The organism is Pseudomonas sp. K5002 (assembly GCF_013386655.1).
GTDB lineage: Bacteria > Pseudomonadota > Gammaproteobacteria > Pseudomonadales > Pseudomonadaceae > Aquipseudomonas.
The window spans coordinates 1-2,823 of record NZ_JACARK010001012.1 but is presented as its reverse complement, the minus strand read 5'-3'; the positions used below and the strand labels follow the sequence as shown (position 1 = coordinate 2,823).

Annotated in this window: 3 protein-coding genes and 1 pseudogene; 2 read left to right on the top strand and 2 right to left on the bottom strand. The window is 60.1% G+C overall.

Annotated elements, in window-relative coordinates:
- Nucleotides 1-264 (bottom strand): annotated as a pseudogene (locus HX846_RS32545) (TolC family protein); the annotation flags it as partial.
- A 161-nt stretch (nucleotides 265-425) separates the two neighbouring features.
- On the opposite strand from HX846_RS32545, the gene HX846_RS32540 reads away from it, so the two are divergent.
- On the top strand, nucleotides 426-1,100 hold the full coding sequence (locus HX846_RS32540; protein ID WP_008437506.1) for a heavy metal response regulator transcription factor: 675 nt from the start codon (nucleotides 426-428) through the stop codon (nucleotides 1,098-1,100).
- A 3-nt stretch (nucleotides 1,101-1,103) separates the two neighbouring features.
- On the opposite strand, the gene HX846_RS32535 is transcribed toward HX846_RS32540, so the two are convergent.
- Nucleotides 1,104-2,009 (bottom strand): cation diffusion facilitator family transporter, encoded by a 906-nt coding sequence (locus tag HX846_RS32535; RefSeq protein ID WP_003214407.1) that lies wholly within the window; start codon nucleotides 2,007-2,009, stop codon nucleotides 1,104-1,106.
- A gap of 217 nt (nucleotides 2,010-2,226) precedes the next feature.
- On the opposite strand from HX846_RS32535, the gene HX846_RS32530 reads away from it, so the two are divergent.
- Nucleotides 2,227-2,823, top strand: a 597-nt coding sequence (locus tag HX846_RS32530) for a GntP family permease (RefSeq protein WP_218645513.1), incomplete at its 3' end; no start/stop codon positions are given.

Sequence of the window (2,823 nt, the reverse complement as noted above, 5' to 3'; positions counted from 1 at the left end):
TTGGCTCAGTTTTACGGTGGTGGTGCGCGAGTTGCGGCGGGTGTCTTCGGCGTCCCAGGAGGCCACCGGATTCGGGATCAAACCGGCCTGCTGGCGACCGCCTTGGGCGATGTCGATTTCCCACTGCGCAGCGGCCATGTCGGGGTTGTTGGCGAAGGCGGTTTGCAGGGCCGATTCGAGGGTCAGGGTTTGCGCGTTTGCGCCCTGGACCGTCATCAGCAACAGCACCGAAGCGCCGATAAACGTGCGGACAAAAGTTGGCATAACAAGAGTTCCATGCCCATGAATTAACAGGTGGGCAATGTAACTTTCGGTACTTATCAGAGGAGTGGCCAGAACATTACAAATCCGTTAGCAACGGCTCTGGCGCGGGCTTTTGCTTTAAGCTCCGGGCAACTTTTCCACTGCCCAGCGGGATCCTCGACATGCGTATTCTGGTTATCGAAGACGAACCTAAAACCGCCGATTATCTACACCAGGGATTGAGCGAAAGTGGCTATATCGTCGACTGTGCCGCCACCGGCGCCGACGGCCTGCATTTGTCTCGCCAGCACGCCTACGACCTGGTGATGCTCGACGTGAATTTGCCGTTGATGGATGGCTGGGACGTGCTGCAACGCATCCGCCAGAACAGCAGCACCCGCATCATGATGCTGACCGCCCAGGGCCGCCTCGCCGACCGGATCAAGGGCCTGGACCTGGGCGCCGATGATTACCTGGTCAAGCCGTTTGAGTTCCCCGAATTACTCGCGCGGGTGCGCACCTTGATGCGCCGCAGCGTGCATTCGCCGGTGCCGGATGTGTTGCGGGTGGCCGACCTGGAATTGGATCAGGGCCGCCACCGGGCGTTTCGCGGTTTGCAGCGCATCGACCTGACCACCAAGGAGTTCGCCCTGCTGCACCTGCTGATGCGCCAGAGCGGCGTGGTGCTGTCGCGCACGCAAATTATCTCGTTCGTGTGGGACATGAACTTTGATTGCGACACCAATGTGGTGGAAGTGTCGATCCGCCGCCTGCGGGCGAAGATCGATGACCCGTTCGAGCGCAAGTTGATCCATACCTTGCGCGGCGTGGGTTATGTGCTGGAAGACCGTGAGTGACGGTCAGGCGTGCACCTCGTCATGCTCGTCATGCTGAAAACCTTCGCCTTCGATCTGGATCGTGGCGTGGGAAATATCGAATTGTTCATGCAGTAACTCCGTCACCTGGCTGAGGATCTGTTGCTCGCTGCCTTGGGCAGAATCCGCCACCAAGTGAGTGCTCAGCACGTTCTTGCCGCTGGTGAGGGCCCAGATATGCAGGTCGTGCACGTCCTTGACCCCGGGAACGCCGCGAATTGCCTGTTCCACCTTGTCGATATCGATGCCGTCCGGCACGCCTTGCAGCAGCACGTTCATGCTTTCCTTGAGCAGCGTCCAGGTGCGGGGCAACACCCAGAAGCCAATCGCTGCCGCCACCACCGAATCCACCCAGCCCCAGCCGGTGTACATGATCACCAGCGCCGCGATGATCACGCCGATGGAGCCGAGCATGTCACTCCAGACTTCCAGGTAAGCGCCCTTCACATTCAGGCTTTCGCCGCTGGCCGCACTCAGCAATCGCATGGAAATCAGGTTGACGATCAGCCCCAGCACCGCGATCACCAGCATGCCGGTGGACTGGATCTCGGCGGGCGCCTGCAAGCGTTGATACGCCTCATAAAGAATGTAGAACGCCACGCCGAACAGCAGCAGCGCATTAAACGCTGCCGCCAGGATCTCGAAACGCGCATAGCCGAAGGTGCGCTTGCGGTCGGCGGCGCGCTTGGCGACCTGGATCGCCACCAGGGAAATCCCTAGCGCCAGGGCGTCGGTCATCATGTGCGCGGCATCGGACAACAGCGCCAGGCTGCCGGTGATAAAGGCGCCGATCACCTCGGCGATCATAAAGCTGCCGGTCAGTGCCAATGCGATCCATAACAGCCGTTCGTGGCCGGCGCGTACCTGGGCGTGGCTGTGTCCTGCGCTCATGAAATATCCTCGTGGGTGGTCGTCCGGTTGATCATAGAGCTCTAGGCCAAAACCACCGGCACGAGTTGCAAAATTGTCATCTCGCCGTCAGCTGAGCGTTAAGCCATACGCACCAAAATTGAACATGAACGCTCTGGAACCGTTGTATCAGGTATGCTTTTCGAGCAGGAAACAAAAAGAAACATATTAGCCAACCTGTTCGATAAGGAGTCCCGTTTTGGAGTTATCGACTGCCGCGTGGATGGTTCACGACACCCGCCTCATGTTCTGCGTATTACTGGCCATCGCCAGCATCATTGTGTTGATCAGCGCGACCAAGCTGCCGCCCTTCCTGTCGATCCTGATCGGTACGTTTATCGCCGGTGTCGGCGCGGGCTTGCCGCCGGAAGAAGTGGCCAAGGCCTTCAGCAAAGGCGCCGGGGCGATCCTCGGTGAAGCCGGGATCATCATTGCCCTGGGCTCGATGCTCGGCGCGTTGATGGCCGAATCCGGCGCTGCCGACCGTATCGCCACCACCCTGCTGGGGTTGGGCAAGGGCAAGTCATTGCCGTGGGTGATGGCGCTGGTGGCGATGGTGATTGGCCTGCCGCTGTTCTTCGAAGTGGGCCTGGTGATGATGGTGCCGATCATCTTCGTGATGGCCAAGCGTTCGAACCAGCCGCTGCTGAAAATCGCAATTCCGGCGCTGGCGGGGATGACCACCCTGCACGCCTTGATGCCACCGCATCCGGGGCCGCTGATTGCGGTCAGCGCGTTGCACGCCGACCTGGGCCTGACCATGTTGCTGGGCTTTTGCCTGGCAGTGCCGGCCGTG

Coding starts and splice junctions, on each gene's coding strand:
- HX846_RS32540 (WP_008437506.1), top strand. CDS start 426: ATGCGTATTCTGGTTATCGAAGACGAACCTAAAACCGCCGATTATCTA.
- HX846_RS32535 (WP_003214407.1), bottom strand. CDS start 2,009: ATGAGCGCAGGACACAGCCACGCCCAGGTACGCGCCGGCCACGAACGG.